The organism is Antribacter sp. NEAU-D49, assembly GCF_057158775.1.
This window is the reverse complement of the sequence record NZ_JBXTSN010000027.1, coordinates 1-24,597: the sequence shown is the minus strand read 5'-3', so window position 1 is coordinate 24,597 and position 24,597 is coordinate 1. Positions and strand designations below refer to the sequence as shown.

The window sequence follows — 24,597 nt, the reverse complement described above, 5'->3', positions numbered from 1 at the left end:
GGCCCCCGCTGCTGGAACGCCGCAACCTACGTCCTCGTAGCCTACGCAAGCGTAGGCTACGGCTCCGTAGGTTAAGCAGTCGCCGGGTCACCCAAGGTGTCGGTGTCCTCTTTGGAGGAAACCTCAATCGTGCGACTCTCGCACGGGAACCGCATCCCGGCGACGCGACGCGGCGGCAGGGCCCCGCACCTCGCGCCGAACCGCCTGCGCGATCCCCCGAACGGCGTCCTGGAGCCGATCAGGGGTGTTCGCCGCATAGCCGATGACGAGCCCGGGCGGCCCGTCACCCAGGCGGTGCGACGACAGGGGCTGCACGCGCACCCCGGCCTCCGACTCTGCGCGACGCGACACGGCGACGTCGTCGATCCCGTCGGGCAGCGTCACCAGCAGGTGGAGGCCCGCCGCCACGCCATGCACCGTCGTGTCCGGCAGGTGAGACGCGAGCGCCTCGAGGAGGGCGTCCCGGCGGGCCCTGTGCCGGCGTCGGACCTGGCGCAGGTGGCGCTCGAACCCGCCCGAGGTGATGAAGCGCGCCAGCGCGAGCTGGGGCAGCGCAGGCGACCCCAGGTCCGTCCAGTACCGCGCCTCGGCCAGCTCGGCCCGCAGGGCTGCGGGCGCCAGCACCCAGCCGAGCCGCACCGCCGGGGCGAGCGACTTCGAGACGCTGCCGAGGTGCACCACGTGGTCGGGGGCGAGGGCGCGCAGGGCGGGGACCGGGGGCCGGTCGTAGCGGTGCTCGGCGTCGTAGTCGTCCTCCAGGACCAGGCGGTCCCCCGCGCGGGCCCAGGCGACGAGCTCCTGACGACGGGCGGGCGCGAGCACCACCCCCGTGGGGAACTGGTGCGCGGGCGTGACCAGGACGGCATCGAGCCCTGACCCGGCCAGCGTGCCCACGTCGAGCCCGCTCTCGTCCACCGGGACCGGGACGGGCTCCAGGTCCCAGCGGCGCAGGTGCTCGCGAGCACCCCGCGAACCGGGGTCCTCGAAGCCGATCCGGGTCACCGCCCGGGCTCGAAGGAGACGCGCGAGGAGCATCAGGCCCTGCGAGACGCCGTTGACCACGACGATGTCGTCGGGGTGGGCCTGCAGGCCGCGCGTCCGGGCGAGCCATCCCACCAGCGCCTCGCGCAGGGCCGGGAGCCCTCGGGGGTCGCCGTAGCCGAGGTCGCCGGCCGCGAGGTCGTCCAGAGCGGTCCGTTCCGCGCGCGCCCACGCCGAGCGCGGGAACGCGGACAGGTCGGGGAGGCCAGGAGCGAGATCGATCCTGGCGCTCGGCGCAACCGCTGCGCGGGCGGGTGCCTGCGGAGACGCCGGTGCCCGCGCCGGCGTTGGTGCCTGCGCGGGAGCGCCGTCGACCGGGACGGACGGCAGGGCCCACCCGGCCCGGACGACGGTCCCGCCCCCGCGGCGGCCCGCCAGGAGGCCCTCGTCGGTGAGCCGCTGGTACGCGTCGACCACCACGCCCCGCGAGCAGCCGAGCTCCTCCGCGAACGACCGGGTGGCGGGAAGACGCTCTCCCGGGGCGAGCCTGCCGTCGGCCACGGCCGCCCGCAGCGCGTCGGCGAGCCAGGAGGCAAGACCCCCGGGCGGCGCCTGCTCGCGGTCGAGCTGGAGAAAGTCGGACCCTCGCATCTTGGTCCTTTTCATTGACGCCGGTTTGGTGCTGTCAGATATACCAAAGCCCGGCCAGGCTGGGAAGCATGCCGACGACGATCACCGCCCTGCCCGACCACCGGAAACAACCCGCCGGACGCGCACGCCCCGGGAGCGGGCCGCTGTTCGCAGCGCTCGGGATGTCGCTGGTGGGCAGCCAGGTCGCCGTGTCGGGGATGCTCGCGGACGCACCCCTGTTCGCCGTCCAGGCCCTGCGGTACACGGTGGCGGCCCTCGTGCTCGTCCTGGTCGTCCGGCTCACCGGACGGCAGGTCCCCGTGCCGCGCGGCCGGGAGTGGGCGTGGGTGGCGGGCGTCGCACTGACCGGGCTCGTGCTGTTCAACATCGGAGTGGTGCGCGGCGTGGCGCACGCCGAACCCGCCGTGATCGGCGTCGCCGTCGCGACGGTCCCGGTGCTCCTCGCCCTCGTGGGGCCGCTGCTGGGTGGCACGCGGCCGGCGCCGGTGGTCGTCGTCGCCGCGGTCGTGGTGACCGTGGGGGCCGTGCTCGTGACCGGCGGCGGGCGCACGGACGCGGCGGGGGTCGGCTACGCGCTGCTCACGCTCGCCTGCGAGGCGGGGTTCACGCTGCTCGCCGTGCCGGTGCTGGGCAGGCTCGGTCCGCACGGCGTCTCGCTGCACGCCGCGTGGATCGCGGCCGCAGGCCTGTGGGTCCTCAGCCTGGTGACCGAAGGGCCGACGGCGGTCGCGACGCTGCGCCCCGAGCACCTGCTCGCCACGCTCCACCTCGCCCTCGGCGTCACGGTGGTCGCCTTCCTGCTCTGGTACACCGCAGTCGGGCGGATCGGCCCGGGACGCGCCGGCCTGTTCACCGGCGTGGTCCCGGTGGTCGCGGCGGTGGGCGGAATCCTCCTGGGCGAGCCCGTGCCGGGGCCTGCGGTCTGGCTAGGGGTCGCCGTGGTCGTGGCAGGAGTCACGCTCGGGGTCCGCGCCCGGTCCTCCGGCCGCCGCTAGACCCAGGACTTCGCCACCGCCAGGAAGGCATCGTTGGCAGCCGGCTCGCCGATGCTCACCCGCAGCCCGTCGCCTGCGAACGGCCGCACCAGCACACCGGCGGCGGTGGCCTGCGCGGCACACTCCAGGGTGGCCTGCCCCAGCCCGAACCACACGAAGTTGGCCTGCGACTCGGGCAGCTCCCAGCCCTGCTCGCGCAGGGCGCCCTGCACCCGGGTGCGCTCCGCCACCAGCAGGCCGACCCGTTCCATGAGCTCGGCCTGCGCGGGCTGCGCGAGCGAGGCGAGCGCTGCCGCCTGGGCCACGTGGGAGACGCCGAACGGGGTGGACACCGCACGGATGCCCGCGGCGAGGCGCGGCTCCGCCACCGCGTACCCGACGCGCAGCCCGGCGAGGCCGTAGGCCTTGGACAGGGTGCGCAGGAGCACCACGTTGGCGTGCGCGGCGAGCACCTCCGTGCCCGACGGCGCCGCCGGGTCCCGCACGAACTCCAGGTACGCCTCGTCGACCACGACGAGCACGTCCGGCGGCACGGCGGCGAGGAACGCCGACAGCTCGTCTGCGCGCACCGCCGGGCCGGTGGGGTTGTTGGGCGTGCAGACCAGCACCACGCGGGTGCGCGGAGTCACGGCCGCCGCCATGGCCGGCAGGTCGAGCCGACCCGTGCCCGCCTCGAGCGGGACGGTGACGCTCGTGCCACCGGCCACGGCCACCGCGATCGGGTAGGCCTCGAAGGAGCGCCACGGGTAGACCACCTCGTCACCCTCGTTGACGACCGCCTGCAGCACGTGGGAGAGCACGGCGACCGAGCCGTTGCCGACGACCACCTGCTCCGGCGTCACGCCCACGTGGCCCGCGAGCACCTCGACGAGCTCGGACGCGTACATGTCGGGGTACCGGTTGGTCTCCCCGGCGGCGGCCGTGATGGCGGCGACGACCGACGGGAGCGGCGCGTACGGGTTCTCGTTCGACGAGAGCTTCCACGCCCGGCCGCCGGGCGCGACCCGGGCGCCCGGGACGTAAGCCGGCAGGGCCGAGACTGCGGGACGGAGCGGCACGGTGGCGGCGACAGTCTCGCGACCGGCCGACGAGAAGGGTGTTTCCACGGGCCTCAGCATGCCACGATGCCCTCATGAAGATCCTGGTCCGTATCGTCATCACAGCCGCAGCGATCGGGCTGTCCGCCTGGCTCCTCGCCGACCACCTCAATGTGGTGAGCGACGGCACCACCGGAGGCGTGGTGCTCTCGACGCTCGTGGTCGCCGTGGTCTACGGGCTGGTGAACATGATCGTCAAGCCGATCGTGCAGCTGCTGTCCCTCCCTCTCTACATCCTCACGCTGGGACTCTTCACCCTCCTGGTGAACGCCCTGATGCTGTGGATCACCACGCTCATCTCGAACGCCGACTGGTTCTTCGGGAACCAGATCGGCCTTGATGTGAACGGCGGCTTCTGGTGGTTCGTGCTCGGCGCCCTGGTGATCTCGATCATCCAGATGATCCTGACGGCCGTGCTGCCGAAGAAGCTCAAGGACTGATCCCCGCAGGCGCTCGCTCGGCGCGGTAGAAGGTCGTCGTCACCTCCTTCCCGTCGAGCAGGGGCGCGATCCGTCCGACGACGTCCGCGACCCGTGCGTCGCCGGACGCCACGGCGAGCTCGAGCGTGCGCACGTGCGTCGGCACGCCGTGCGCCGCGGACAGGCTCCCCGAGGCCGCCCGGTCGCCGGGGTCGGCGGACGCCGCGAGGTCCCGGGCGACGGTGACGCGGTCGCCCGTGTGCGGGTTCTCGCCGCTGCTGCGGCCGTCGGTGTTCGACACCAGCTCCTGAGGCGTCTCGAGGTGCAGCACGGGGACACCCGGCGGCGCCGCGAACGGTGCCACGGGCGAGCCTGCGGTCACCACTCCGCCCACCCGGTACCGGTCCGTGAAGGCCGCCGACGAGACGAGAGCCATCGCGGCGATCCCGCCCAGGCTGTGGCCCACGAGCGTGACCGGCTCGTCGGGTCCTGCCCCTGCCGCGGCGAGGGCGGCCTGGACGGTGGCTGACGCGCCGTCGGCCTGCCTCGCCATGAGGTCGAGATCGGTCACCGCGTCCCACGGGTGGTCCGCGGGCAGGACCGACTCCGTTCCCGGGATCAGGACGGTCCACGAGACGCCGCCCTCGGGGGAGACCACGCGCTGGACGGCGACGGTGGCATGGGGCACGTCTCCGGCCCAGGGGTAGAGGTCGGCCACCCGGCGCAGCGACTCGGCCACGGACCCGCCCGACCCGGCCCAGTCCGGTGGCCGGCCGCGTCCGAAGTCGCCTGCCTCGAGCGGGGTCACGACCAGCCCGGGCGGCACGTCCACGAAGGGAGCCCGGCGCACTGCGTCGGCGAGCACGCGAGCGCCGCCGCCGACGCTCAGGTCACCGCCCGCGGAGCGAGGGTGGGACCACGCCACGCCCGCGCCGATGCCCGCCACGAGCTCGTCCGACCACGGTCCCGCGGCGCGCGTGGCCCACGGCGCGACAACCCCGAGGGCGGCCGCCGGGGTGACGGTCCCACGCGTCAGACGGTCGAGCGTGGCGAGCCCCGCGAGGGCCGCGGCCCCCAGTGCCGTACCGGCCACCACGCCACCGGCCCAGCGGTAGCCGCCGCTCCAGAAGGCACCCTGGACGAACCCCTCTGCCGTGACGAGGGCGCCGACGACCCGGGTCGCGACGGACTCCGCCTCCTCGTACAGCCCAGCCGCTCGCAGGAGCCTCCAGCCGAGGAGGTCGTGGAGCTCGGCGGCCCCGTGCAGCCGCCGCGCCGCGTCGTCGACCACCTCGATGACCGATGCCCGCGCCCGCTCCACGGCCGCCTGCGGGCCGGCCCAGAGCAGCACGTCCTGGTCGAGGACCGCGCGCGCCTGCCAGCACTGCGCTGCGGCCGCGCGGAGCTGCTCCGCGGCCGCGGCGGCCCGTGCTGCGGCCAGCCGCACCTCCTCGGCCACCACCGCGGTCGCGCCGGTGCCGCCGGTCACGATGAGCGTGTCTGCCGCTTCGCTCACCCGACACCTCCGGCGACCCGCGCAATCGCTGCACGGCGGGCATCGTCCACAGCGACCAGGTACGCGCCGGCGAGCCGCAGCGCCTCGTCCAGCGCGTCCAGGTCCCGCGAGAGTGCCGCCCGCGCCGCGGTGATCGCCTCCCGGAACAGCCAGGCGGCCTGCGACTCCCACGCCACGTCCGCTGCTGTCCGTCCTGCGTCGTCCGCCGACAGCGCCATGGCTCGAGCGGCAGCGAGCGCGCCCGACGGGTCGCCCACGCCGGTGAGCGCGGGCAGGCACTCATCGCCCGTCATGGCACCCGTCCCGTCGTCCCGGTGCCGATCCTCGGAGCACCCATCCCGAACCACCTCTCGTCGCCCGCCCCGGCCTTCTGGCCCCTGCACGGGTGACGCTAGAGCGGCGGGGGGCGCCGCCGTCGGGCAACGGGAGCGGGCTGTGGACGGATCGGCGAAATCCCTGCCTGTGGTCGGTGTCGCACCCGCGGAACGGCCGCAGGCCGGTCTTTCCAGGCGGTGCCGCGACCCACCGTGGGAGAATGCAGGACGTGCCCGAGACCAGCGCCCCCGCCACCGCCGCCCCCACCGCCGCCAGGATCTCCCTCGCGGAGGTGACGCCCCCCATCGCCCTCGGGCCGCTGGACGGCCGCTACCGCGCCGCCGTCGCACCGCTGGTGGACCACCTGAGCGAGGCCGCCCTGAACCGCGCGCGGATCCACGTCGAGGTCGAGTGGCTGATCACGCTGTGCAACGGGGCGCCGGGCGTCGCGGCGCCCGTGGTCCCGGGCGCCAGCACCCTCACGGCCGACGAGCAGGAGTACCTGCGCCGCATCCCGGCCACGTTCGGGGCCGAGGAGATCGCCGAGCTGGCCGCGATCGAGCGCGAGACGGTGCACGACGTCAAGGCCGTCGAGTACTTCATCAAGCGCCGCATCGCCGCCGCTCCCGAGTCGCTCGGCGGCAGCAACCTCCCGGCGGTCAGCGAGCTCGTGCACTTCGCCTGCACCAGCGAGGACATCAACAACCTGTCGTACGCGCTCATGGTCCAGGGCGCGGTGCGCGAGGTCTGGCTGCCCGCGGCCACCGCGCTCGCCGACCAGCTCGCCGACCTGGCCCGTGAGCACGCGGCGGTCCCGCTGCTCAGCCGCACTCACGGGCAGCCCGCCACGCCGTCCACGCTGGGCAAGGAGCTCGCCGTCCTGGCGCACCGCCTGCGGCGCCAGCTGCGCCGGATCGAGGGTGGCGAGTACCTGGGCAAGCTCAACGGCGCCACCGGCACGTACGGCGCGCACGTGGTCGCCGTCCCCGGGGCCGACTGGCAGGCCGTGTCGAAGGCGTTCGTCGAGGGTCTTGGCCTCACGTGGAACCCGCTGACCACGCAGATCGAGTCGCACGACTGGCAGGCGGAGATCTACGCGGACATGGCCCGGTTCAACCGGATCCTCCACAACCTGGCGACCGACGTGTGGACGTACATCTCCCTGGGCTTCTTCACGCAGATCCCGGTCGCGGGCGCTACCGGCTCGTCGACGATGCCGCACAAGATCAACCCGATCCGCTTCGAGAACGCCGAGGCCAACCTCGAGATCGCGTGCGCGCTCCTCGACACCCTCTCGGCCACGCTCGTGACCAGCCGCCTGCAGCGCGACCTCACCGACTCGACCACGCAGCGGAACATCGGCCCGGCCTTCGGGCACGGGCTCCTCGCCATCGACAACGTGGCCCGCGGGCTCCGCGCCCTCGCGGTGAACGAGACGCTGCTGCGCGAGGACCTCGACCAGAACTGGGAGGTGCTGGGCGAGCCCGTGCAGTCCGCGATGCGTGCGGCGTCCGTCGCGGGCGTGCCGGGCATGGAGAACCCGTACGAGCGGCTCAAGGACCTCACGCGCGGGCAGCGCGTGGACGCCGGCCGCATGCGCGAGTTCGTCGCCGGCCTGGGCCTGCCCGCCGACGTCACCGAGCGCCTGAGCGGCCTCACCCCCGCCACCTACACGGGCCTGGCCGAGCAGCTCGTCCGGGACCACCTGGCCTGATCGGCTGTGCGACGACGCCGCGGCCGCCTCTCCCGGGAGGGGCCGCGGCGTCGTCGTACCCAGCAGAAATGCGGGTGGCAGGTCCGGCTGCCCCGGCTACCGTGGCGGCATGACGCCTGCTGAGACGCCGCCCGCCGTGCCGACCGACCGCTGGCTCGCCGTCACGCGCGAGGACGGCGAGACGGTGGGCTATCTCGAACCGGTCACCGACGACTACGGCGAGGTGGTCCCGCGTAACCGCCTCGGGCACGTGGTCGGCGGGGCGCTCGGCTTCCACGAGGCGGAGGAGCTGGTCCTGGAGCGCGGCCTGCGCGAGCTGGCCGAGCCCTGGCTGCTCGACGGGTCCGACGAGCCGCTCACCATCATCGAGCTGTCGCCGTCGGGGATCGTGCTGCGGAACGCGTTCGCGAGCAAGGCCCTGATCCTCACGGACCGCTATGTGGTGGGCTGGCCCGACACGGGCGGCCGGCTGCGGCGCGCGTCCTGATCTCGGACGCCGGGGGGCGCGCCAGACTGCTTCCCGGGCGCTTCAACCCCTGCTTGGGCGATCTGGAAGCAGTCTGGCGCGCACCCGTGGTTCGGCTACGACCAGGTGGCGTTGCGCGCCAGCTCCAGCGCGATCTCCTGCCACCACTGGCCGGCCGCCGGGCCGCCGTTGCAGGCACCGTCCGACTCACCGGGCAGCTTGACCCAGAGCAGGGCGTCCAGGTGGCTGGAGTCGTTCACGGCGGTGGACCGCTCGCCGAGGGCGCGACCGCGGGGGTTGCACCACTCGCCGTTCGAGCCGTTGCCGTTGCGCGACGTGTCGATCACATAGCTGGACCCGCCGGTCAGCGCCGACACCTGCTCACCCCACGTCTTGGACGCGGCGGTCGTCTGGTAGTTCGACGTGTTGATCGCGAACCCGACCGCGTGGTTGAAGCCGATCAGGTTGAGCCGGCGCGCCGCCTCGGACGGCGTCAGCCACGACGCGTGGCCGGCGTCGATGTAGACGCGCCCGCCGGCCTCGGTGAGCTTCTGCGCCGCGTACCTCAGGAACCCGACGCGGTCGCCCTGGCCGGAGCAGTCGCCCAGCATGGCGAGGGCGTCCGGCTCGAGGATGATGTACGGGTTCCCCTGGATGCCGGACGCGACGGTGTCGATCCAGCGGGCGTACTCGCTCTCGGCCACGCCACCGCCCGAGTGCGAGCCGCAGTCACGGCCGGGGATCGCGTAGACGGTGAGGATGCCGGTCTTGCCTGCGGCGACGGCGCGCGACGTGTAGTCCAGGACCTCCTGGCGCGCGTGCGAGGCGTCGGCCCAGTTGCCGACCCAGTACGAGGCCGGGTTCAGCGCGATCTTGGCGAGCAAGGACTTGTTGGTGCCGCTGGCGGCGGTCCAGGCGGCGTACGCCTGGGTCGTCGTGTCCACGTAGAAGCTGGACGCGGTGACCGGCGGCGTGGGCGACGGGGTGGGGCTGGGCGTCGGCGACGGCGTGGGGGTCGGCGTCGGCGTCGGCGTCGGGGTCGGGGTCGGGGTCGGCGTCGGGGTCGGGTTCACCACGCCGCCCGTGCAGGTCACGCCGTTCAGGGTGAACGTCCCGGGCACCGGGTTGGTCCCGCTCCAGGACGCGATGAAGCCGAAGGACGCGGAGGCGCCGGTCCCGAGCGCCCCGTTCCAGGAGAGGCTCGATGCCGTGACCGTGGTGCCCGACTGGGAGACCGTGGCGTTCCAGGCCTGGTTCACCGTCTGACCCGGCGCGGCGGTCCACCGCAGCTGCCAGGACGACATGGGCGCACCGAGGTTGGTGACCGTCACGTCCCCTTGGAAGCCCCCGCTCCACTGGCTCGAGACGCGGTAGCTCACCGTGCAGCCCTCGGCGGCGGTGGCACTGCTCGCGGCGGTGACGCTCACGCCGACGGCGCCGGCGGTGAACAGGCTCGCAATCGCGGCGAGTGCCGCCCAGCGGGCACGTCGTCGTACCTGGGGCATGACTGGCTCCTTCTTCGTGGGGGAATGTCCGCGATCACGCTAGGAAGCCCCTTCACCCGCGGCAAGGCGCACGAAACGTTTAGGGGCCGGATGGTGCGGCTCTCAGGCACGTCCGGGGCCCTCCCGGGCAGGTCGCCAGGGCCTTCCGGTTGCGCTTGTGAAAATAAGTGCCAGGATCTGAGCCAGTTGGCAAACGCTTCACAAGTCACGCAAAGTGTGGAAGAGTTTCCCCACGGCGCCGCGCGGCGGCATTCTGCACCATCGATCCCCCGCGCGCGGCGCCGGCCAACAGCCACCCGATCGACCCGGCACCACGCACCACCCCCGAGCCACCCAGCACCCGGAGGACCGACGTGACGCACCGCACCGCAGCGACCACCGCGCACCCGCAGCACCGCCTGCTCGCCGAGCGCATCCGCGCGATCTCCCCCCGCCACTCGCGGCGAGAGATCGTCCTCCTGGTGGCGCTCGGCCTGGCAGCGGTGACGATCAGCCTCACGATCGCCTTCATGGACCCGGCAGCCGCGTTCGCACTGCCGCTCGACGTGACGGCGGGCACCGCCCGCTGACGTCAGTACCGTCCCGCCGTCCTCAGCGGCAGCGGACACCCCAGTGCCCCCGGGCGCACGACAGGCGCCCCCCGCGCCGCCCGGGCACAGAGCCGGGACCGAGGTGTGGTGGCCACGGTCCCGGCTCTCGTACGTCGTCGGCCCGGCGGGCCGGCGCCGGACCGGCGCCCGACGTCGGACCGGCGCGGCTCAGCCGCCGAGCGCCTCGCCCACCAGGTCCTTGGCCGCGGCCTGCACGTCAGCCAGGTGGTCGGCCGACACGAACGACTCGGCGTAGATCTTGTAGACGTCCTCGGTCCCCGACGGGCGCGCGGCGAACCACGCGTCCGCCGTCGTGACCTTGAGACCGCCGATCTTCGCGTCGTTCCCGGGCGCCTTCGTCAGCGTCGCGGTGATCTCCTGACCCGCGAGCGTCGTCGACGTCACCGCCTCCGGCGACAGCTTCCCCAGCTTGGCCTTCTCCTCGCGCGACGCTGCCGCGTCCACGCGGGCGTACCAGCTCTCGCCGTGCTTCTCGACGAGCGCCCGGTGGTGCTCGGACGGCGACGTGCCCGTGGTCGCGAGGATCTCGGACGCCAGCAGGGCCAGCAGCAGCCCGTCCTTGTCCGTGGACCAGACCCGCCCGTCGCGGCGCAGGAACGAGGCTCCGGCCGACTCCTCGCCCCCGAAGCCCACCTCCCCGGACAGCAGGCCGGGCACGAACCACTTGAAGCCCACCGGCACCTCGATCAGCCGGCGGCCCAGCCCCGCGGCGACCCGGTCGATCAGCGCAGACGACACGAGCGTCTTGCCGATGGCCGCACCGGCCGGCCAGGACGGCCGCGCCCCGCCGTACAGGTACTGGATCGCGACGGCCAGGTAGTGGTTCGGGTTCATCAGCCCGTCGGACGTGACGATCCCGTGCCGGTCGGAGTCCGCGTCGTTCCCCGTGGCCACGTCGAACGGCGCCGAACCGCCGGACATGCGCTCCACCAGCGACGCCATCGCGTAGGGCGATGAGCAGTCCATGCGGATCTTGCCGTCCCAGTCGAGCGTCATGAACGCCCACCTCGGGTCCACCTGCGGGTTCACCACGGTGAGATCCAGGTCGTACCGCTCGCCGATGGCGCCCCAGTACTCGACCGACGCCCCGCCCAGGGGGTCGGCACCGATCCGCACACCAGAGGCACGGATCGCCTCGAGGTCCACGACGTTGGGCAGGTCGTCCACGTAGGTGGTCAGGAAGTCGTGCCGGTGCGTGGTCTCCGCCGCGAGCGCCTCGTCGAGCGACAGGCGGCCCACCGTGCCCACTCCGGCGCGCAGCAGCTCGTTGGCGCGGTCGGCGATCCAGCCGGTCGCGTCCGAGTCGGCAGGTCCGCCGTGGGGCGGGTTGTACTTGAAGCCGCCGTCCCGCGGGGGGTTGTGCGACGGCGTCACGACGATCCCGTCAGCCAGGCCGGGGCCCGACACCCGGGCGCCGCCCTCGGCGACCGCACCGTTGTGCAGCAGGATCGACTGCGACACCGCGGGGGTGGGCGTGTACGAGTCACGGGCGTCGATCATGACGGTGACACCGGCGGCGGCGAGGACCTCGAGGGCCGTCTGCCACGCCGGGAGCGACAGTGCGTGCGTGTCACGGCCGATGTACAGGGGGCCGTCCGTGCCCTGCGAGCGCCGGTACTCGACGATCGCCGCGGTGATCGCGACGATGTGCGCCTCGTTGAAGGCGTGGTCGAGGGACGAGCCGCGGTGCCCGGAGGTGCCGAAGACGACCTGCTGGGCCGGGTCCTCGGGATCGGGGGTCAGGTCGTAGTAGGCGCCGACCACCCGGTCGACGTCGATCAGGTCTTCTTCGAGGGCAAGGCTGCCGGCACGAGGGTGCATAGCACCGATAGTGCCAGGTCCGGGAGGTCGTCGCCGACGGGGCCCGGCAGCGCGGCCCGACGGCGGCCCGGGGCCAGGGACGCGGCCCGGTCGCCTACCCTGGACGTATGTTCCAGCCCATGTTTCCCGGCGTCCCGGCGATCGACCCGACCGAGCTCGACCCGGCAGCGCCGGTGCCCGCGGGCACCCTGCTGCTCGACGTGCGGGAGCAGGACGAGTGGGACTCCGCCCACGTGCCGGGGTCGGTGCACATCCCTCTCGGCGACCTGCCGGCCCGCTACGGGGAACTCGACCCGGACCTCCAGGTGCTCGTGATCTGCCACTCGGGCGCCAGGTCGGCGCGCGCCACCCAGTGGCTGGCCGAGACCGCGGGGTTCGACACCGTGAACATCGACGGCGGCATCGTCGCCTGGGCGCGCGCGGGCCTGCCCGTGGAGGCCTGAGCCCGGTCAGGCCCCGGCGTGCGGGTGCAGCACCAGGTCCTCGTACTCCGGGTGGCGCTTCACGTAGGCGCGGATGAACGGGCACAGGGGCACGATGCGGTCGCCCGCCTCACGGGCCAGGTCCAGGGCGCCCGCGGCGAGCCGGGAACCCACGCCCTTGCCCTCCATGGACGGGTCCACCTCGGTGTGCGTGAAGATGACGACGCCAGGCTCCCGCTCGTAGTAGGCGCTGCCCACGACCGCGCCGTCGGCCAGCCGCACGTCGAACCGGCTCTCGCCGGGGTTGTCCACCACTGTCACCTGCGTCTCGTCGCTCATGGGCTCATCGTCGCCGCCGGGCCTGGGTGGCGCCACCTGTCGGCGGGAGCCGGCAGGTGGCGCCGGGAGCGACGCGGTGCCGTCAGTCGCGGACCAGGTCGGCGTACTCGGGGTGCGACTCGATCCACTCGGCCACGTACCAGCAGGCCGGCACCACCGCGACGCCGGCCGCCCGGGCGTCGTCGAGGGCCCGGCGCGTGAGCGCGGCGGCGACCCCACGGCCCCGGAACGCAGGGTCCGTCCTGGTCGAGGGCAGTACCCAGGTGCCCGGGTCGTCACGCCGGTACTCGAGCACGCCCATCACCTCGCCCTCGGGTGAGCGGGCCTCGTAGCGGGACTCGTCGGCGTTGTCGGCCACTGTGTAGTCGGCAGTCATCGGTCCAGCGTAGGCGTCTGGTGGTCAGCATCACCGTTTATCCGTCGTCCGAGGCAACCCTCTGGTGCGACACTCGAACGCGTGGCCCAGGACATCGCACGAGCGCGCAAGAATCCCTACCTCGACGTCCTGAGCACCCCCGGTGCGGCCGCGTTCTCCACGGCTGCGGCGATCGCCCGCCTGCCGATGTCGATGATCGGCATCGGCACGGTGCTCATGGTGCAGACGCTGTACGGCTCGTACGGCATGGCGGGCCGTGTCGCGGCCGTGCTGGGCCTGGCACAGGCCTTCGTCTCACCACAGCTGGCGCGGATCGTGGACCGTCGCGGCCAGCGGGGCGTGCTGCTCCCGGCGCTGGCGGTCACGTCGGTGGGCCTCGTCGGCCTCGTGGCCGCGGCGGTGCTGCACGCACCCGAGCCGGTCCTGTGGCTGTTCGCGGCGGTGGCCGGAGCCAGCCAGGGCTCGTACGGCTCGATGGTGCGGACACGGTGGTCGCACGCCGTCCCCCAGCCGCGGCGCCTGCACACCGCATACTCGCTGGAGTCGGCGGTGGACGAGCTGGTGTTCATCGCGGGCCCGATCCTCGCCACGACGCTCGCCACCGCGGTGGCCCCCGCCTCCGGGCTCGTGGTGGCGGCGGTCGCGACGGTGGTCGGCGGGCTGTGGTTCTGCGCGCAGCGCGCCACCGAGCCGCCCGTGTCGACCGTGACGCACGAGGGCCGGCACCGGTCGGCGGTCTTCGTCCCCGGGGTCCCGGTCCTGATGGTCGCCTTCGCCGCGACGGGCGTCATCTTCGGGGCCACCGAGGTCTCGACCGTCGCGTTCGCCGAGGAGCAGGGCTCCAAGGCGATGTCGGGCGTGGTCCTCGCCGTGTTCGCGGCGGGCTCCCTCATCTCCGGTCTCGCGTACGGGGCCCGGCACTGGCTCTCCCCCGCACCCCGTCGGTTCGCGATCGGCATGTGCGCGCTCGCCGCGGGTGTCGCCCTCTTCTGGTTCGTCGACTCCCTGTGGATGCTCGCGGCCGTCATGTTCGTGGCGGGGATGGCCATCGCGCCCACGATCATCACGGGCAACCAGCTGGTGCAGAACCTCATGGCTCCGCAGCAGCTCACCGAGGGTCTCGCGTGGGTGGGCACAGCCATCGGCGTCGGCACCTCGCTGGGCGCGTCCCTCGCGGGCACCCGGGTCGACGACGCCGGATCGCACGCGGGCTTCTTCGTCGCCATGGTCGCGGGCTGGGTCGCGACGGTGGTGACCCTGGCGGCCGTCCGCACCCTGGGCAGGCCTGCCGCCGACCGGGCAGATCTCCCCACCGGATCCTGACCAGCGGCGGGACGTCGTGTGGGTGCCGGCTGGTAGATTGCGGCTCACCTTCGCAGGATCTTCACGATCGGGGCTCGCATGCTCGTCTTTGTCATCATCGGGATCGTCGGCCTCGCTCTCGCGCTGCTGACTCTCACTGTCGGTGACTTCCTCGACCTGGGGGACGGCGCCCTGTCCGGCACCGCCCTGGGGGCCGGACTGATGCTCTTCGGCGCCACGGGCGCCGTCGTGACGGCCAACGGCCTGCCGGTCGCCGCCTCGTACCCGATCGCGATCGTCGTGGGCGTCCTCGTCGTCCTCGGCGTCCAGCTGCTGCTGCGCCGCCTCGGTGCGTCCGACGACGGCACGCCCGTCTCGCTCGTGGGCGTGCGCGGGATCGTCACGTCGGACGTGGCCCCGAGCCACGGCGAGGTGCGCCTCGACGCCGCCACCGAGCTGGAGAACCGCCTCGCGTTCTCCGAGGAGCCCATCGAGCAGGGCGTCCGCATCGTCGTGGTCGAGCACCACGGGAGCCGCGTGAAGGTCGAGCCGGTGCGCTGACCGCGCCCGGCACCTCTCCGGGTGAACCCCGGGAGAGGTGAGAGCACCGCCCGGGGCGAGCTCCGTCGTCGGGCATCGATGCAACCGATGGAGGACCTGTGTTCCCCGCAGAGCTGGTGGGTGTGATCGCCGTCGTGGCGGCCATCCTCGCGATCGTCATCATCCTCGCCTTCGTGGCGAGCCGGATCCGTCGGGTGCCGCCGAACGAGGCCCTGATCATCGTCGGCCGCGGCGCCGGCAAGACCGAGGCCGACACCTCGGGCCAGCGCGTCGTCGTGGGCGGGCGCGCCTGGGTGTGGCCCGTGCTGCAGCAGGGCTTCGCGATCTCGCTCGAGCAGCGCCAGATCGGCATCACGGTCGAGGGCGTCGACAAGAACCGCATCAAGATCGCCATCAAGGCGTCGATCAACTTCAAGGTCCGCGGCGACGAGGAGGGTGTGCGTCGCGCTGCCCAGCGCTTCCTGTCGCAGCAGCACCTGCTCACCGAGATCATCAAGGAGTCCCTCGAGGGCTCGCTGCGCTCCATCGTGGGCGACATGACGATCGAGCAGATCATCTCGGACCGCAAGGGCCTTTCCGACCGCGTGGTGCAGTCCACCAAGACGGACCTCTCCGAGCAGGGCCTGCAGGTCGACCTGCTCAACATCTCCGACATCTCGACGCCGGGCTCCGACTACCTGGCGAACCTCGGCCGCGCCGAGGCCGCCAACGCGAAGCAGCTCGCCGAGGTCTCCGAGGCGGAGGCCCGCCGGGCGTCCGAGTTCGCCGTGATCGAGGCGGCCGAGCAGATCGCCGAGCGGCAGAAGGCCCTGGACCTCAAGAAGGCCATCATCAAGGCCGAGACCGACAAGGCGAACGCCGAGGCCGAGGCCGCAGGCCAGCTCGCCCGCGCCCAGCAGGACCGGCTCGTGGCCCAGCAGGAGCGCGAGGCCCTCGCGGAGAAGGCGCGCGTGGAGCAGGAGCGCCTCGACATCGAGGTGCGCAAGCCCGCCGAGGCCCAGGCCTACGCGCAGGTGCAGGACGCCAACGCCCGCCGTGACGCCTCCAACGCCGCGACCGAGGCTGAGGCGTTCAAGCGCACCACCATCGCCGAGGCCAACAAGCGCGCCGCCCTCCAGGACGCCGAGGCCTCCGCGGAGGCCGTGCGGCGCTCCGGCGAGGCCGAGCGTGACCGCGCGGTCGCGCTGGCCGCGGGTGTCGAGGCCGAGGGCCGGGCGCGAGCCATCGCGATCGAGGCCGCAGGTCTGGCCGAGGCCGCCGCGACCGACGCCAAGGCCGAGGCGCTCAAGAAGTACGGCGAGGCCGCGCTGGTGCAGGAGCTCATCGAGCGCCTGCCCGACATCGTGCGCGCAGCCGCCGAGCCGATCGCCTCGATCCAGGGCATGACGGTGATCTCGACCGACGGCGCGTCCGCGGTCACCAAGAACGTCGCCTCGGTGCTGGGCGAGGGGCAGGGCGTGATCAAGCAGCTCACCGGCGTGGACATCCACCAGCTGATCTCGAACCTCGCGGGCGGCACCGCCGCGACGAACGGGACGCCGGCCCCGAAGGCCTGAGCCGGAGCGCTGTGGGTATGGCTGTGGCGGCAATTCTCGTAAGGATTGCCGCCACAGCCATACCCACAGCAGGTGGGGGTCAGGGCTCCGGGTGGCGCGAGTCGTAGGCCCAGAACCGCGGCGTCGCACGGACGATGAGCCACAGGGCGACGACGCAGCTCAGGCCGCCGATCACCGCTGCCCAGCCCTCGCCGAACCACGCGGCCTCAGCGCCCAGCACGAGCTCCCCGAGACGCGGACCACCCGCGACCACCACGATGAACACGCCCTGCAGGCGGCCACGCAGGTGGTCCGGGGTGGCGGTCTGCAGGATGCTCTGCCGAAAGACCGACGCCACGGCGTCGGTACCGCCCGCGAACGCGAGCGCCACGCCCGCGGCGATCACCCCGCCGAGCAGCATCCCGTCGGGCTCCGTCCGGCCGAGCAGGACCAGCACGGCCCCGAACGCGGCGACCGAGAGCCCCCAGGCGGTGATCGACCACGCGATCACCCGGCCCTGGTGGCGCACGCGGGTCATGCCGCCGGAGAACAGGGTCGCGAGGATCCCGCCCGCCGCGAAGGCCGCGGCCAGGATGCCGGTCGTGGCCTCCCCGCCGCCGAGATACATCACACCGGCGGCGGGCCACAGCACGCGCGGGAAAGCGAGGATCATCGCCGCCAGGTCCACGAGGAACGTGGTGCGGAGGTTCGGCTGGGTCGCCAGGTAGCGCAGGCCGACGAGCACCGAGCGCAGGCCGACGACCTTCCGGGGCGAGGTCGTCACCCCGCCGGACGAGGTGACCACCTCTGCGGAGGACGACTCTGCGGAGGAGGACTCGGGGGCGAGCGGCGGCATCGCGGGGAGGCGCCACACTGCCCAGAGCGCGGCGGCGAACAGGACCACGTCGATCGTGTACGCCCAGGCGTAGCCCCACTGCGCCACGAGCAGGGCACCGAGGAGCGGCCCACCCGTCAGCGCCACGTTCATGGCGAGCGTCTGCAGCGCGTTCGCCGCGGGCATGAGCGACGCCGGCAGGAGCCGCGGGATGATCGCCGACCGCGCCGGGTTGTTGATCGCGAACGCCGCGCTCTGCAGCGCCACAAGCCCGTAGAGCAGGTTGACGGAGCTCATCCCGGCCCACGCCTGCGCGGCGATGGCCCCCGTGACGAGCCACAGCACCGTGGACGCGACGAGCGAGACCCGCCGCCGGTCGTAGGCGTCCACGAGCGCGCCGCCGTAGAGCCCGAGAGCCACCAGCGGCACGAGCGAGCACAGCCCCAGCACGCCCACCGCGAGCGTGGACCCGGTGAGCGCGTAGACCTGCAGTCCCACCGCGACGACGGTGAGCTGCGCGCCCAGGTTCGAGACCCCGAGCCCCCACCACAGGCGCCGGTACTCCGGCGACACACGCAGCGGCGTGGTGTCGGCGAGCAGTCGGGCCATGAGTCCCGAGCCTACGTGCGTGCCCGACGCCGTCCGCCCGCCCACGGTTGTGACGTCCGCCTCTCCCGTGGTTCGTCCGGGCGGACCGGACTCTGACACGCTTGCCCTGTGACCGATCACCAGAGCAGCACCGCATGACCGGGACGACCGAGGCGACCGGGACGACCGGCGAGACCGTCCACATCGTCGTCATGGGCGTCGCGGGCTCGGGGAAGACCACCGTCGCGCTGCTCCTGGCGGAGCGCACCGGCCGTCCCTACGCCGAGGCGGACGACTTCCATCCCCCGAAGAACGTGGCCCTCATGGCAGCGGGCACGCCACTCACCGACGACGACCGCTGGCCGTGGCTCGAGGCGCTGCGCGACTGGCTCGACGGGCAGAGCGACGCGGGCGCGTCAGCGGTGATGACGTGCTCGGCCCTGCGCCGCCCGTACCGCGACCTCCTCCGGACGGCACGGGGGCGCGTGGTGTTCGTCCACCTCGACGGTGCGCGCGAGATCCTCGAGCAGCGCATCACCGGACGCACCGGGCACTTCATGAAGCCCCAGATGCTGACGAGCCAGCTGGCGGCCCTGGAGCCGCTCGGGCCGGACGAGGACGGGTTCGTCGTCGACCTGGCGCTCACCCCCGACGAGATCGTCACGCAGATCCTGGAGCGCGTCGCGGCGGTGTGACCCCGGTCCGCCCCTACGGACCGGGATCACACTCGGTGCGGTCCGGGAGCGGGGGCGTCGCTCTCCTCCTGCGAGGACGGGCTCTGCCAGCTCTCCCGGTGGGACCGTCGTGCCAGGCCACCCCCCAGCGATGTCCTGACGATCAGGTCCCTCTGACGCAGGCCTCCGGCCGCTCCGCGGGCCATCCCCCAGTGATGTCCCGTGGCCGATGGCCGGGGGCCTGCGTCAGACGCCGACCGGTACCTGCGCGGTCACGCGCGCAGCCACCGGTGGCGTAGCCGGAGCGCCACCAGGCCCAGCCCCAGGAGGGCGAGGGCCAGGGCGGGCAGCCCCGAGTCATGGGCGCCGGTCTCGGCCATCACCGTCGGCAGCCCGGTGACGACCGGCCTGTCGAGGGTGGCGGTCGCGGCGGCGAGCCCGCCGCCGCTCGCGCGGGCGAGACGGTTCGAGACGAGCGAGGCGTTCCCGCCGTCACCGGCAGCCCCGGGGCCGCCGGGGCCCGCAGGACCGGCCGGGCCGGTCGGGCCGGTCGGGCCCGTCGGGTCCGTGGGATCCGTCGGGTCCGGGTCCACGGGGTCCGTGGGATCCACCGGGTCCACCGGGTCCGTGGGATCCGTCGGGTCAACGGGGTCAACCGGGTCCGTGGGATCGGTCGGGTCCACCGGGTCCACCGTGCCGATCGGGTCCTCGAGCAGGTCGTCCAGGATCCCGTCCTCGGCGATCACGTCGGCCACGACGGCTGGGACGTCGAGCTCGACCACGTCGGTGACGGTCTGGACCACGTCGTCGACCAGGTGGTCAACGACCTCGTCCGTCACGCCGTCCTGCGGCTCGTCGGCCCCGACGATGTCGTCGACCAGGCCTTCCTCGCCGGCGACCTCGTCGACGAGGTCACCCACGGCGCTCCCGTCCTCGAGCACGTCGTCCACGAGGCCTTCCTCCGCGACGACTCCCTCGACGACCGCCGTGACGTCCCCGGCGAGCAGGTCGTCGGCAACGCCCGTGAGGTCGTCGGTGACGGCCTCCCCGACGCTGTCCGACACGCCCTCCGTCGGCGCGTCGGCGCCCACGACGTCGTCCACGAGGCCGTCCTCGGCGGTGATCGCCTCGACGGTGCCGGAGACGGCCGTGCCGTCCTCCAGCACGTCGTCCACCACCCCGCTCTCGCCGACGACGTTCTCGATCGTGTCGTCGACGGGTGTCCCGCCGTCGAGGTCGTCGATCACACCGCCGGGCTCGGTGACGTCGTCCTCGACCGCCTCGACGACGGTGTCCGTCACTCCCGCCGACGGAGCGTCCGCTCCGACGACCTGGTCGACGAGGCCGTCCTCGCCGGCGACGGCGTCGACGGCCTGCCCCAGAGCGGAGCTGTCAGGGGCGACCGAATCGACGACGCCCTCCTCTGCGACGACGGCCTCGACCGTGTCGGTCAACCCTCCGGAGACCTGGTCGAGCAGGTCCGCTTCGGAGGCGTGGGCCGCAGCGGCCCCGGCGACGACGAGGCCGCCCGCGACGAGCGCTGTCTGCAGCGCGCGTCGAACGAATGTGTACATGATGTTCTCCCACCTTGGTCTGACGAAGGCTTGGCCGACGACACGACGCCGCCGGTCGCGTGCCGCGTCTCATGGACACGGCCCGGCCCGGTCAGGCAGGAGAGACAGGAACCTCGTAGAACGTGCAGGGGTGCTCGGCGCGTGACTCGGCCGAGGCGACCAGCCAGGAGCGTGAGGCGGCCTCGGCGAGGTCCGCAAGAACGGCGGCAGCGTCGGCTCCGGCGGCACGGAGCGGGGATCCGCTCGACGCACCGGTGGCCGGCGCCTCGCCCGAGTCGGTGGGCGACGACGGCAGGCCCGGGTGGCCACCGCCCCCGAGGAGCCCTGCCCCGGCCGGGCCCGCCGTCACCACGGCGGCGGCCTCCAGGGCGGCATTCCTGCGCTCGACGGCGGCGCTGACACCAGCGGCCACCGCGGCGCCACCGATGGTGACCTCGCTCGACAGCGCACCGACAGTGGGCGCACCGGTGGACGCGTCAGTGGGCGCAGGAGCGGCCTGCGCCCCGGCAGCGCCCGGAAGCAGCAGGTCGACGGCGTCCGCCGCGACGCGGTCGACGACCCCGAGCCCGGGCACCGAGGGCGTCCCCGACCCGGGGCGCGTGCCACCCGGCACACCTGCGCCGGGACCGGGTGCACCGCCGCCCGTGCCGGGCACCGCCGGGGCGATCAGCCCTGGTGCGCCGGTGCCGTCCACCAGTCCGAGGGCGGGCCGGAGAACGGGGGCGAGCGGGGTGGTGACCGGGCGCGTGACGTTTCCGACCGGCCGGAGGACCGGCTCCAGCACCGGGGCGAGGCCGCGGTCGACGACGGGCTCCACCACCGGGCGCACCACTCCGACCACGGAGTCGGTGACCGGGCGGACCGCGTGGGCCACCGGGTTGACGATGTGGGCCCCCGCTCGGGCCACCGGCTCGGTGAGCTCCGCGACGGGGGTGGCCACGCCCTCGACGACCGGCGCGAGCGGCTCGGTGACCTGCTCGAGCACCGGACGGACAGCCTCGGTGACCGGTGCGGCCGCCTGCGCGGCCCGGCCCACGGCTTCCGTGACCGGCTGGACGGGTGCGGCCGCCTTCTCGACGGTCTGCGCAACGGGCCGCACCGCCTCGACAACCGGCGCGAGGACGGTCGGCGCCGCCGCCGCCGGCGCCGGCGCAGGCGCGGGCGCGGGCGCGGGCGCGGGCGCGGGCTGGGCCGGCTGAGGCGCGGCCGGCGCGGGGGCCGCAGGAGCCGGAGCGGCCGGCTGGGGCGCCGGAGCCGCGGGCTGAGCGGGCTGAGCGGCCTGCGCAGGCTTGGTCACGTCGCTCACGGCATGCGCCACCGGCTGGACCACAGCGGTGGTCACCGCGTCGACCGTCGAGGTCACCGCGCCCGTGGTGCCACCGATGACGTCGTCGAGGCCGGGCAGCGCATGAGCCGCAGCGGCGAGCCCGATCCCCGCACCCAGCCCGCCGACCGACAGGAGCGAGGCACCGGCCGCACGCAGGAACCAGCGACGGAGGCGCGAACGCCCCGCCCCGCGGTTCGTGCTGCTCGCCATGGGTCCCCCTGCGCTGTGACGGCGGCCACAATGTTGTCAGGACTCAATCTGCGCTCGTCAAGCCCACCACGCAACAGATGAGCCGGGGTATCTGCGGGTGAAACACGCCTGCCGCAACCCCTGGTCGCCGCGGCGCGCCGGATGAGACCGGGCGTCGACGCACGGAGGTACGCAGGGACGACGTCGGCCCGCTACGCGACCGTCGCGCCGAACGCCAGGCCGAGCACGTAGGTGGCTGCCGCCGCACCGAGCCCGATGGCGAGCTGACGGAGCGCCCGCGTGACCGGCGAGGTCCCCGAGAGCAGGCCCACGACGGCCCCCGTCGCGAGGAGCGCGACCCCGACCAGCGCGCTGGAGATCGCGACCGCCACCCCGCCCGAGAGGCCGAAGAGGTACGGCAGGACCGGGATCAGCGCACCGGACGCGAAGAAGCAGAAGCTCGACAGGGCAGCCCCCCACGCGGTGCCGTGCGTCTCGTGGTCGTCGTCGGCCCCCGGGTCGCCCGCGAGGCCGCGAGGTGTCCCGCCGCCCAGGCTCGCCAGCACCTCGTCAGCGTGCGCCTTCGCCTCGGCGGGTGCGAGGCCACGGGCCCGGTAGACGAGGGCCAGCTCGTTCGCGTCCACGTCGAGGTGCGGCAGGGCCGCGTTGGCGTGCGGGGACGGCGACGACGCCTCGAGCAGCTCACGCTGCGACCGGACGGACACGAACTCCCCGGCACCCATGGAGAGCGCCCCCGCGAGGAGCCCGGCGAGTCCCGTCAGCAGGACCGTCGAGTGCGCGGCACCCGACGCCCCGATACCGAGCACCAGCGCGAGGTTGGACACCAGCCCGTCGTTCGCCCCGAACACGGCGGCACGGAACGTGCCCGACATCCGGTTGCGCCCTCGCGTGGCCAGCCCACGGACCACCTCCTCGTGGATCCGCTCGTCAGCGGCCATGGTCGCCGTCGCGTCGGCCTCCGCCTCGTACGCCGAGCGGGCCTCGGCGCGCTGGGCGAGGGCGAGCACGAACACGCCACCCAGCCGCCGGGCCAGCAGCCCGAGGGACCGGGAGCGCCAGTCGCCGCGGAGCGGCTTGCCGACGTCGTCCCCCAGGAGGTCGAGCCAGTGCTGCTCGTGGCGCTTCTCCGCCTCGGCGAGCGCGAGGAGGATGTCGCGCTCCTCTCCCGTCCGGCGGCTGGCGAGGTCCCGGTAGGCCGCGGCCTCGGCCCGCTCGTCGGCGAGATACTGCCGCCAACGGCGCAGGTCAGCAGGCGTACGAGGCCGTGCGGGGTGCTGTCCCGCCGACCGCTCGGCCGGGCTGGGAGGGTGCGTTGCCATGCCGTCATGATCGCAACGAAAGCCCTGGCGGGGGTTTCGTGCGTCCGAACAGTCGGTCGCGGGATGCACAATGGTCGCCGTGATCATTGTCAGCACCGACGGATCGTGCCTTCGCAACCCGGGCGGCGCGATCGGTTGGGCGTGGATCGACCACGACGGCGGGCGCTTCGACTCGGGCGGGGCCGCGAGCGGCACCAACCAGGTCGCCGAGCTCACGGCTCTCCTGCGCGCCATCGAGGCCCATCCCGGCACGGAGCCCCTGCTCGTGGAGTCCGACTCCCAGTACGCGATCCGCTGCGCCTCCGAGTGGGTGGCGGGCTGGAAGCGCAAGGGCTGGCGCACGGCCTCCGGCGAGCCGGTGAAGAACCTCGAGCTGGTCCAGTCCATCGACCGCGCCATCGCGGACCGGGAGGGGCCGGTCAGGTTCCACTGGGTCCGGGGCCACGTGGGCAACCCGTTCAACGAGCGTGCGGACCAGCTCGCCGGCCTCGCCGCCCGCGAGTGGGCGGCGGGCCGCGGCGAGGTGGACGGCCTGCTCGTGGGCGACCTGATCGCCGCCCCGAGCGCGGCCACGGTGCCCGACGGCGCCGCGCACCCCGAGCGGACGGCCTCCACGGGCGCTGCCCCGGCCTCGGCGCCCGCGCCCGCGTGGGAGTCCGCGACGCTGTTCGACTAGGGCCTGTCCTGTGAATCGCGGAGCCAGAGGATGATGGCTGCGATCGTGAGTTCGGACCGGTAGTAGGCGGCTCGTTTGGTGTATCGGGTGGCCAGGGCGCGGAACTGCTTGAGGCGGTTGAAGCACCGCTCGACGACGTTGCGGCCCTTGTAGGTCTGCGGGTCGAACGCGGGCGGTCGCCCGCCGGCTCTGCCGCGGCGGAGCCGGTGGGCGGCGTGGTCCTTCTTCTCGGGGCTGGTGAACGCGATCCCGCGCCGGCGCAGCGCGCGGCGGGTCGCGGGGCTGGAGTACGCCTTGTCGGCCAGGACCCGGTCGGGCCTCTTGCGGGGCCGTCCGGGTCCGTCGCGTTTCACGCTGACCTGGTCCAGCAGGGGCAACAGCTGCGGGTTGTCCCCAGCCTGCCCCGGCGTCAGGATCACGCTCATCGGCAGGCCGCGGGCGTCGGTCGCCAGGTGGATCTTGGACGTCAGTCCGCCCCTCGACCGGCCGAGCGCCTCATCAGCGACCGCGAGGTCTTCGACCCAGCCGGCCTTGCAGCCCCCTTTTTCCGGGCACCGGCAGCGTGCTGGTGGGCCCGGACGTTGGTCGAGTCGATCGAGAAGGTCCACTCGACCTTCCCGACCGCGTCGTCCTTGACCTGCACGTGGTCCAGGATCCGTTCCCAGGTCCCGTCCGCGGTCCACCGACGCAGCCGCTCGTGCAGCGTCTTCCACGGCCCGTACTTCGCAGGCACGTCCCGCCACGGCGTCCCGGCCCGCAGCCGCCACA

At 73.7% G+C, this 24,597-nt stretch carries 25 protein-coding genes; 11 read left to right on the top strand and 14 right to left on the bottom strand.

Annotated elements, in window-relative coordinates:
* Nucleotides 1–123: 123 nt before the first annotated feature.
* Nucleotides 124–1,632, bottom strand: a complete 1,509-nt coding sequence (pdxR, locus tag AC060K_RS18165; RefSeq protein ID WP_483766753.1) for a MocR-like pyridoxine biosynthesis transcription factor PdxR — start codon at nt 1,630–1,632, stop codon at nt 124–126.
* Nucleotides 1,633–1,700: 68 nt separating this feature from the next.
* Here pdxR and AC060K_RS18160 point away from each other — a divergent pair, with 68 nt between their 5' ends.
* Nucleotides 1,701–2,627 (top strand): DMT family transporter, encoded by a 927-nt coding sequence (locus AC060K_RS18160; RefSeq protein WP_483766752.1) that lies wholly within the window; start codon nt 1,701–1,703, stop codon nt 2,625–2,627.
* Here the strand turns inward: AC060K_RS18160 and hisC are convergent.
* A complete protein-coding gene (gene hisC / locus AC060K_RS18155) occupies nt 2,624–3,745 on the bottom strand; it encodes a histidinol-phosphate transaminase (RefSeq protein ID WP_483766751.1) in 1,122 nt (373 codons plus the stop codon). The genes AC060K_RS18160 and hisC overlap by 4 nt on opposite strands.
* A 14-nt stretch (nt 3,746–3,759) precedes the next feature.
* Between hisC and AC060K_RS18150 the strand changes: the two genes are divergently transcribed.
* Nucleotides 3,760–4,164, top strand: a complete 405-nt coding sequence (locus AC060K_RS18150) for a phage holin family protein (RefSeq protein ID WP_483766750.1) — start codon at nt 3,760–3,762, stop codon at nt 4,162–4,164.
* On the opposite strand, the gene AC060K_RS18145 is transcribed toward AC060K_RS18150, so the two are convergent.
* Both AC060K_RS18145 and AC060K_RS18140 read right to left on the bottom strand, forming a co-directional pair.
* The gene (locus AC060K_RS18145; RefSeq protein ID WP_483766749.1) at nt 4,154–5,659 is read right to left on the bottom strand and encodes a hypothetical protein; all 1,506 of its coding nucleotides are present in this window, start codon (nt 5,657–5,659) and stop codon (nt 4,154–4,156) included. The genes AC060K_RS18150 and AC060K_RS18145 overlap by 11 nt on opposite strands.
* Nucleotides 5,656–5,952 (bottom strand): hypothetical protein, encoded by a 297-nt coding sequence (locus tag AC060K_RS18140; protein ID WP_483766748.1) that lies wholly within the window; start codon nt 5,950–5,952, stop codon nt 5,656–5,658. Before AC060K_RS18140 ends, AC060K_RS18145 begins: the two co-directional genes overlap by 4 nt.
* Nucleotides 5,953–6,194: 242 nt before the next feature.
* Here AC060K_RS18140 and purB point away from each other — a divergent pair, with 242 nt between their 5' ends.
* Both purB and AC060K_RS18130 read left to right on the top strand, forming a co-directional pair.
* Nucleotides 6,195–7,688, top strand: a complete 1,494-nt coding sequence (purB, locus tag AC060K_RS18135; protein WP_483766747.1) for an adenylosuccinate lyase — start codon at nt 6,195–6,197, stop codon at nt 7,686–7,688.
* Nucleotides 7,689–7,797: 109 nt separating this feature from the next.
* Nucleotides 7,798–8,175, top strand: coding sequence for a hypothetical protein (locus tag AC060K_RS18130; RefSeq protein WP_483766746.1), 378 nt, complete (start codon nt 7,798–7,800; stop codon nt 8,173–8,175).
* 95 nt (nt 8,176–8,270) lie between these two features.
* Here AC060K_RS18130 and AC060K_RS18125 read toward each other — a convergent pair whose 3' ends face one another.
* Nucleotides 8,271–9,659, bottom strand: coding sequence for a glycoside hydrolase family 6 protein (locus AC060K_RS18125; protein WP_483766745.1), 1,389 nt, complete (start codon nt 9,657–9,659; stop codon nt 8,271–8,273).
* Between the two features lie 353 nt (nt 9,660–10,012).
* On the opposite strand from AC060K_RS18125, the gene AC060K_RS18120 reads away from it, so the two are divergent.
* The gene (locus tag AC060K_RS18120) at nt 10,013–10,228 is read left to right on the top strand and encodes a hypothetical protein (RefSeq protein WP_483766744.1); all 216 of its coding nucleotides are present in this window, start codon (nt 10,013–10,015) and stop codon (nt 10,226–10,228) included.
* A 189-nt stretch (nt 10,229–10,417) separates the two neighbouring features.
* Here the strand turns inward: AC060K_RS18120 and pgm are convergent, their stop codons facing one another.
* Complete coding sequence (gene pgm, locus AC060K_RS18115; protein WP_483766743.1) at nt 10,418–12,091, bottom strand: phosphoglucomutase (alpha-D-glucose-1,6-bisphosphate-dependent); 1,674 nt, start codon at nt 12,089–12,091, stop codon at nt 10,418–10,420.
* A 107-nt stretch (nt 12,092–12,198) separates the two neighbouring features.
* Here pgm and AC060K_RS18110 point away from each other — a divergent pair, with 107 nt between their 5' ends.
* Nucleotides 12,199–12,534 (top strand): rhodanese-like domain-containing protein, encoded by a 336-nt coding sequence (locus tag AC060K_RS18110; RefSeq protein ID WP_483766742.1) that lies wholly within the window; start codon nt 12,199–12,201, stop codon nt 12,532–12,534.
* Between the two features lie 6 nt (nt 12,535–12,540).
* On the opposite strand, the gene AC060K_RS18105 is transcribed toward AC060K_RS18110, so the two are convergent.
* Entirely contained in the window at nt 12,541–12,852 is a 312-nt protein-coding gene (locus tag AC060K_RS18105; protein ID WP_483766741.1) for a GNAT family N-acetyltransferase, read from the bottom strand.
* Nucleotides 12,853–12,934: 82 nt separating this feature from the next.
* A complete protein-coding gene (locus AC060K_RS18100) occupies nt 12,935–13,228 on the bottom strand; it encodes a GNAT family N-acetyltransferase (RefSeq protein ID WP_483766740.1) in 294 nt (97 codons plus the stop codon).
* 81 nt (nt 13,229–13,309) lie between these two features.
* Between AC060K_RS18100 and AC060K_RS18095 the strand changes: the two genes are divergently transcribed.
* The 3 genes from AC060K_RS18095 to AC060K_RS18085 all read left to right on the top strand — a co-directional run bounded on the left by AC060K_RS18095 (nt 13,310) and on the right by AC060K_RS18085 (nt 16,647).
* Nucleotides 13,310–14,551, top strand: a complete 1,242-nt coding sequence (locus AC060K_RS18095; RefSeq protein WP_483766739.1) for an MFS transporter — start codon at nt 13,310–13,312, stop codon at nt 14,549–14,551.
* A 78-nt stretch (nt 14,552–14,629) separates the two neighbouring features.
* Nucleotides 14,630–15,091 (top strand): NfeD family protein, encoded by a 462-nt coding sequence (locus AC060K_RS18090; protein ID WP_483766738.1) that lies wholly within the window; start codon nt 14,630–14,632, stop codon nt 15,089–15,091.
* Nucleotides 15,092–15,189: 98 nt separating this feature from the next.
* Nucleotides 15,190–16,647, top strand: a complete 1,458-nt coding sequence (locus AC060K_RS18085; protein ID WP_483766737.1) for a flotillin family protein — start codon at nt 15,190–15,192, stop codon at nt 16,645–16,647.
* A 79-nt stretch (nt 16,648–16,726) separates the two neighbouring features.
* Here AC060K_RS18085 and AC060K_RS18080 read toward each other — a convergent pair whose 3' ends face one another.
* Entirely contained in the window at nt 16,727–18,070 is a 1,344-nt protein-coding gene (locus tag AC060K_RS18080; protein WP_483766736.1) for an MFS transporter, read from the bottom strand.
* 134 nt (nt 18,071–18,204) lie between these two features.
* Between AC060K_RS18080 and AC060K_RS18075 the strand changes: the two genes are divergently transcribed.
* Complete coding sequence (locus AC060K_RS18075) at nt 18,205–18,744, top strand: gluconokinase (RefSeq protein ID WP_483766735.1); 540 nt, start codon at nt 18,205–18,207, stop codon at nt 18,742–18,744.
* 251 nt (nt 18,745–18,995) lie between these two features.
* On the opposite strand, the gene AC060K_RS18070 is transcribed toward AC060K_RS18075, so the two are convergent.
* The 3 genes from AC060K_RS18070 to AC060K_RS18060 all read right to left on the bottom strand — a co-directional run bounded on the left by AC060K_RS18070 (nt 18,996) and on the right by AC060K_RS18060 (nt 23,153).
* The gene (locus AC060K_RS18070; RefSeq protein ID WP_483766734.1) at nt 18,996–20,297 is read right to left on the bottom strand and encodes a hypothetical protein; all 1,302 of its coding nucleotides are present in this window, start codon (nt 20,295–20,297) and stop codon (nt 18,996–18,998) included.
* Nucleotides 20,298–20,388: 91 nt separating this feature from the next.
* On the bottom strand, nt 20,389–21,834 hold the full coding sequence (locus AC060K_RS18065) for a hypothetical protein (protein WP_483766733.1): 1,446 nt from the start codon (nt 21,832–21,834) through the stop codon (nt 20,389–20,391).
* 191 nt (nt 21,835–22,025) lie between these two features.
* Nucleotides 22,026–23,153 (bottom strand): VIT1/CCC1 transporter family protein, encoded by a 1,128-nt coding sequence (locus AC060K_RS18060; RefSeq protein WP_483766732.1) that lies wholly within the window; start codon nt 23,151–23,153, stop codon nt 22,026–22,028.
* Between the two features lie 70 nt (nt 23,154–23,223).
* Between AC060K_RS18060 and AC060K_RS18055 the strand changes: the two genes are divergently transcribed.
* Nucleotides 23,224–23,829: a ribonuclease H family protein gene (locus AC060K_RS18055; RefSeq protein ID WP_483766731.1), complete on the top strand. Its 606-nt coding sequence runs from the start codon at nt 23,224–23,226 to the stop codon at nt 23,827–23,829.
* Here AC060K_RS18055 and AC060K_RS18050 read toward each other — a convergent pair.
* Both AC060K_RS18050 and AC060K_RS18045 read right to left on the bottom strand, forming a co-directional pair.
* Nucleotides 23,826–24,281 (bottom strand): IS5 family transposase, encoded by a 456-nt coding sequence (locus AC060K_RS18050; protein WP_483766798.1) that lies wholly within the window; start codon nt 24,279–24,281, stop codon nt 23,826–23,828. The genes AC060K_RS18055 and AC060K_RS18050 overlap by 4 nt on opposite strands.
* 14 nt (nt 24,282–24,295) lie before the next feature.
* The coding region (locus tag AC060K_RS18045; protein WP_483764950.1) for a transposase at nt 24,296–24,597 on the bottom strand (302 nt) is incomplete at its 5' end.

What these genes read in the sequence shown, in the direction of transcription:
- pdxR (WP_483766753.1), bottom strand. Translation starts at nt 1,632, where the DNA reads ATGCGAGGGTCCGACTTTCTCCAGCTCGACCGCGAGCAGGCGCCGCCC.
- AC060K_RS18160 (WP_483766752.1), top strand. Translation starts at nt 1,701, where the DNA reads ATGCCGACGACGATCACCGCCCTGCCCGACCACCGGAAACAACCCGCC.
- hisC (WP_483766751.1), bottom strand. Translation starts at nt 3,745, where the DNA reads ATGCTGAGGCCCGTGGAAACACCCTTCTCGTCGGCCGGTCGCGAGACT.
- AC060K_RS18150 (WP_483766750.1), top strand. Translation starts at nt 3,760, where the DNA reads ATGAAGATCCTGGTCCGTATCGTCATCACAGCCGCAGCGATCGGGCTG.
- AC060K_RS18140 (WP_483766748.1), bottom strand. Translation starts at nt 5,952, where the DNA reads ATGACGGGCGATGAGTGCCTGCCCGCGCTCACCGGCGTGGGCGACCCG.
- purB (WP_483766747.1), top strand. Translation starts at nt 6,195, where the DNA reads ATGCAGGACGTGCCCGAGACCAGCGCCCCCGCCACCGCCGCCCCCACC.
- AC060K_RS18130 (WP_483766746.1), top strand. Translation starts at nt 7,798, where the DNA reads ATGACGCCTGCTGAGACGCCGCCCGCCGTGCCGACCGACCGCTGGCTC.
- AC060K_RS18125 (WP_483766745.1), bottom strand. Translation starts at nt 9,659, where the DNA reads ATGCCCCAGGTACGACGACGTGCCCGCTGGGCGGCACTCGCCGCGATT.
- pgm (WP_483766743.1), bottom strand. Translation starts at nt 12,091, where the DNA reads ATGCACCCTCGTGCCGGCAGCCTTGCCCTCGAAGAAGACCTGATCGAC.
- AC060K_RS18110 (WP_483766742.1), top strand. Translation starts at nt 12,199, where the DNA reads ATGTTCCAGCCCATGTTTCCCGGCGTCCCGGCGATCGACCCGACCGAG.
- AC060K_RS18105 (WP_483766741.1), bottom strand. Translation starts at nt 12,852, where the DNA reads ATGAGCGACGAGACGCAGGTGACAGTGGTGGACAACCCCGGCGAGAGC.
- AC060K_RS18100 (WP_483766740.1), bottom strand. Translation starts at nt 13,228, where the DNA reads ATGACTGCCGACTACACAGTGGCCGACAACGCCGACGAGTCCCGCTAC.
- AC060K_RS18090 (WP_483766738.1), top strand. Translation starts at nt 14,630, where the DNA reads ATGCTCGTCTTTGTCATCATCGGGATCGTCGGCCTCGCTCTCGCGCTG.
- AC060K_RS18080 (WP_483766736.1), bottom strand. Translation starts at nt 18,070, where the DNA reads ATGGCCCGACTGCTCGCCGACACCACGCCGCTGCGTGTGTCGCCGGAG.
- AC060K_RS18075 (WP_483766735.1), top strand. Translation starts at nt 18,205, where the DNA reads ATGACCGGGACGACCGAGGCGACCGGGACGACCGGCGAGACCGTCCAC.
- AC060K_RS18070 (WP_483766734.1), bottom strand. Translation starts at nt 20,297, where the DNA reads ATGTACACATTCGTTCGACGCGCGCTGCAGACAGCGCTCGTCGCGGGC.
- AC060K_RS18065 (WP_483766733.1), bottom strand. Translation starts at nt 21,834, where the DNA reads ATGGCGAGCAGCACGAACCGCGGGGCGGGGCGTTCGCGCCTCCGTCGC.
- AC060K_RS18060 (WP_483766732.1), bottom strand. Translation starts at nt 23,153, where the DNA reads ATGGCAACGCACCCTCCCAGCCCGGCCGAGCGGTCGGCGGGACAGCAC.
- AC060K_RS18055 (WP_483766731.1), top strand. Translation starts at nt 23,224, where the DNA reads ATGGTCGCCGTGATCATTGTCAGCACCGACGGATCGTGCCTTCGCAAC.